The organism is Phenylobacterium sp. (assembly GCF_004799395.1).
Taxonomy (GTDB): domain Bacteria; phylum Pseudomonadota; class Alphaproteobacteria; order Caulobacterales; family Caulobacteraceae; genus Phenylobacterium.
The window spans coordinates 1-3,989 of the sequence record NZ_SSMZ01000097.1 but is presented as its reverse complement, the minus strand read 5'-3'; the positions used below and the strand labels follow the sequence as shown (position 1 = coordinate 3,989).

General features: G+C 70.6%; 3 protein-coding genes and 1 pseudogene. 3 read left to right on the top strand and 1 reads right to left on the bottom strand.

What is annotated here, in order from left to right:
• The 3 genes from E8A12_RS07010 to E8A12_RS07000 all read left to right on the top strand — a co-directional run.
• Positions 1-494 (top strand): FAD-dependent oxidoreductase (locus E8A12_RS07010; RefSeq protein WP_293367202.1); only part of this gene is annotated, 494 nt, incomplete at its 5' end.
• A complete protein-coding gene (locus E8A12_RS07005; RefSeq protein ID WP_293367201.1) occupies positions 491-1,660 on the top strand; it encodes an acyl-CoA dehydrogenase family protein in 1,170 nt (389 codons plus the stop codon). The genes E8A12_RS07010 and E8A12_RS07005, both read left to right, overlap by 4 nt.
• Before the next feature lie 25 nt (positions 1,661-1,685).
• Positions 1,686-3,815, top strand: a complete 2,130-nt coding sequence (locus tag E8A12_RS07000) for a prolyl oligopeptidase family serine peptidase (RefSeq protein ID WP_293367200.1) — start codon at positions 1,686-1,688, stop codon at positions 3,813-3,815.
• A gap of 30 nt (positions 3,816-3,845) precedes the next feature.
• Here the strand turns inward: E8A12_RS07000 and E8A12_RS06995 are convergent.
• Positions 3,846-3,989, bottom strand: a pseudogene (locus E8A12_RS06995) (energy transducer TonB); the annotation flags it as partial.

The following is a 3,989-nucleotide window of genomic DNA, read 5'->3' as shown; positions in this document are numbered from 1 at the left end:
GGCTGGTGATCGCCACCGGCGCCGCGCTGGGCCTGGCCGAACTTGCGCCGGAGCTTCGCCGGCTGACGCCGATCAAGGGCCAGATCCTGCGTTACGCCGACCGGCGCGGCGGGCGGATCAGTCTGCGCGGCGAGGGCTTGTACGCTGTGCCTGGCGCGGCCGGCCTGGCGATCGGGGCGACGATGGAGCCGGGCCGGGAAGACACTCAGCCCGACCCGGAGAGCCTCGCGCCCCTGATCGCGGCGGGGGAGCGGCTGTTCCCGGCGCTGGCGGGCGCGACCTTCGGCGTGTCCGCCGGCGTCCGCGCCGCCACGCCGGACGGGCTGCCGATGATCGGGGCTGCGAGCGCTCCGGGCGTGATCCTGGCGGTGGGCGCGCGGCGCAACGGCTGGCTCCTGGCGCCGCTGGTCGCCGCGATCGTCGCAGCGCAGGTGGCCGGGCGCGATCCTGGCCCCTATGCGGCGCGGCTCGACCCTGCGAGGTTCGCGCCATGACGGCCTATGGATTCACCGACGAGCAGCAGGCGATCCGCGAGGGGGTCTTGCGGCTTTGCACCGGCTTCGACGCCGACTACTGGCGGCGCACCGACGAGACCGGCGAGTTTCCAGAGACCTTCGTGGCCGCCATGGCCGAAGCCGGCTGGCTGGGCGCCGCCATGCCGGTCGAGCTGGGCGGCTCGGGCCTCGGCGTCACCGAGGCCGCCATCGCCATGCAGGCGGTCGCCGAGAGCGGCGCCGGCTTCACCGGCGCCAGCGCGCTGCACCTGAACATCTTCGGCCCCATGCCGCTGGTGAAGTTCGGGACCGCCGAGCAGAAGCAGAAGCTGATCCCCCGCCTGATCGCCAACCAGGACAAGATGTGCTTCGGCGTCACCGAGCCCGACGCTGGCCTCGACACCGCAAGCCTGACCACCCACGCCACGCGCACCAACGACGGCTACGTCATCCGTGGACGGAAGATGTGGACCACCATGGCGCAGCGGGCGACCAAGATGCTGATCGTGGCCCGCACCACCCCGCGCGCCGAGGTGAAGAAGGCCACCGACGGCATCAGCCTGTTCTACGTCGATTTCGACCGCGAGAAGATCCAGGCGACGCCGATCGCCAAGATGGGCCGCAAGGCGGTGGAGTCCAACGCGGTGTTCATCGACGACCTGGCAGTGCCGGCCGACGCCCTGGTGGGCGAGGAGGGCAAGGGCTTCCACTACCTGCTGCAGGGGCTGAACCCTGAACGCATCCTGATCGGGGCCGAGGCGGTGGGACTGGGCCGCGCGGGCCTGAAGAGGGCCGCCGGCTACGCCAAGGAGCGGATCGTCTTCGGCCGGCCGATCGGCCAGAACCAGGGGATCGCCCATCCGCTGGCCCGTTGCTGGGCCGAACTGGAGGCGGCCAACCTGATGGCGTTCCGGGCCGCGGCGCTCTACGACGCCGGGCTCGAGTGCGGGGCCGAGGCCAATGCGGCGAAGTACCTGGGCGGCGAGGCCGGCTTCCGTGCCTGCGAAACCGCGGTCCTGACGCACGGCGGCATGGGTTATGCCAAGGAATACGACGTCGAGCGCTATTTCCGCGAGGCGATGATCCCGCGCATTGCGCCGGTCAGCCGTGAAATGATCTTCAATTTCATCGCCGAGCGGGTCCTGGGCCTGCCGAAGAGTTACTGAGTTTCGCACAAGGATGGGGCGTTCGATGAGCATCAAGGGGTATCTGACCGGTGCGGCCTGCGCCGTGGCCCTGGCGGCGGCTGGCGGCGGAGCGCAGGGCGCCAACTTCTCCATCCAGGACACGCTGAGCTACCCCTTCGTGCTGGGCCTGGTGAGCGCGCCGCACGCCGACCGGATCGCCTGGGTGCGCGACGTGAAGGGCGTGCGCAACGTCTGGGTGGCGCAAGCGCCGGACTTCACGCCGAAGCAGGCCACCCAGTTCACCGAGGACGACGGCCAGGAGATCACCCAGCTCACCTTCTCGCCGGACGGCTCGACACTGGTCTTCGTGCGCGGCGGCGACCACGACGCCAATTGGCCGGCCGCCGGCAACCTGTCGCCCGATCCGAGCCACAGCCCGACGGAGCCCAAGGTCACCCTGTGGCTGGCCGATCCGACCGCCGCCAGGCCGGCTGCGAAGATTGTCGAGGGCGATGCGCCGGCGGTCTCCTCCAACGGCGCCCTGGCCTACCTGAAAGACGGCGCCGTCTGGACCGCCAAGCTCGACGGCGCGGGCGCCAAGAAGCTGTTCTTCGACCGCGGCAAGGACAGCGAGCTGGCCTGGTCGCCGGACGGCTCCAGGCTCGCCTTCTCCTCGCTGCGCGAAGACCACGGGTTCATCGGGGTCTTCACCTCGGCGGACCAGCCGATCGAGTGGATGTCGCCCTCCACAGGCATCGACCGCGAGCCGCAGTGGTCGCCGGATGGCAAGCAGATCGCCTTCACCCGCCAGCCGGGCCGGGGCGGCGCTCCGCTGCCGATCCTGACCCGCACCCCGCGTCCCTGGGCGATCTGGACCGCCGAGGCGGCCACGGCCGCCGCCCACAAGGTCTGGACGAGCCCGGACACCCTGCGCGGCTCCTATCCGGACTTCGCCGGCCAGGCCAACCTGCACTGGGCGGGCAATGGGCGGCTGACCTTCCTTTCGGAGGCCGACAACTGGCCGCACCTCTATTCGGTGGCGGCGAGCGGCGGAGACGCGAAGCTGCTGACGCCCGGCGCCTTCATGGTCGAGCACATCGTACCCAGCGTCGACGGCCGGTCGCTGATCTATTCGGCCAACACTGGCAAGGACGGCGACGACAACCAGCGCCGTCACCTCTACCGGGTCTCAGCCGAGGGTGGCGCGCCGGTGGCCCTGACCGAAGGGGCGACGCTGGAGTGGAGCCCGGCGGCGTTGTCGAGCGGGGCCGCCTTCATCGCCGCCGACGCGCGCCGTCCGCCGGCGGTGGACCTGGTGTCGCTGGCCGCGTCGGGCCGCCGCGAACTGGCCGGCCAGGCGCCTGACCCGGCCTATCCGGGCGCCCAGTTCGTGATCCCGAAGAAAGTGAGCTGGAAGGCGCCGGACGGCCTGACCGTCGAAGGCCAGCTCTTCCAGGCGCCGGGCGCCAAGAACACGCCCGGCGTGATCTTCGTCCATGGCGGGCCGCCGCGGCAGATGATGCTCGGCTGGTCCTACATGGACTACTATTCGAACGCCTACGCCATGAACCAGTACATGGCCGCCCACGGCTTCACCGTGCTGTCGGTGAACTATCGCCTTGGCATCGGCTACGGCTGGGACTTCCAGCACGCGGAGCATGGCGGGGCGGCGGGTTCATCGGAGTACCAGGACGTGGCGGCCGGCGGACGGCTCCTGCAGGCGACGCCTGGCGTCGATCCCAGCCGCATCGGCATCTGGGGCGGCTCCTATGGCGGCCTGCTGACGGCGCTCGCCCTGGCGCGCAACTCCGACATCTTCAAAGCCGGGGTAGACTTCCACGGGGTCCACGACTGGTCGCGCTCGGTGGCCCGCCAGTACGGCGCGCGCACCGACCGCTACGAAAAGGGCGACCTGGCCCAGGCGCTGGAGGTGGCTTTCAAGGCCTCACCGGACGCCGACGTCGGAACCTGGACCTCGCCGGTGCTGCTGATCCAGGGCGATGACGACCGCAACGTGAACTTCGCCGAGACTGTGGACCTGGCGCGGCGGCTGCAGGCCAAGGGCGTCGACTTCGAGGAACTGGTGATCCCCGACGAGATCCACGGCTTCCTGCGCTATGCTTCGTGGCTCAAGGCCGACACGGCGACCGCGGAATATCTCACGCGCAAACTGGGCGCCCAGCCTGGGAAGTAGCCAGGCGCCCAGCCGCACCGTCGCTTCAGCTCAGCGGACGCTGAAGCGGATGGGGATATTGACGGTCGCGCCGTCCACCGGCTGGCCGTCGAGGGTCTGGGGGCTCATCCGGAAGTAGCGGGCGAGCTTCTGCGCGGCCGGCCCGAAGCCCGCGCCGGCGGGCGTTTCGGCGCC

Bases quoted from the DNA above. Each gene is read 5' to 3' on its own strand.
- E8A12_RS07005 (WP_293367201.1), top strand. From the start codon at position 491: ATGACGGCCTATGGATTCACCGACGAGCAGCAGGCGATCCGCGAGGGG.
- E8A12_RS07000 (WP_293367200.1), top strand. From the start codon at position 1,686: ATGAGCATCAAGGGGTATCTGACCGGTGCGGCCTGCGCCGTGGCCCTG.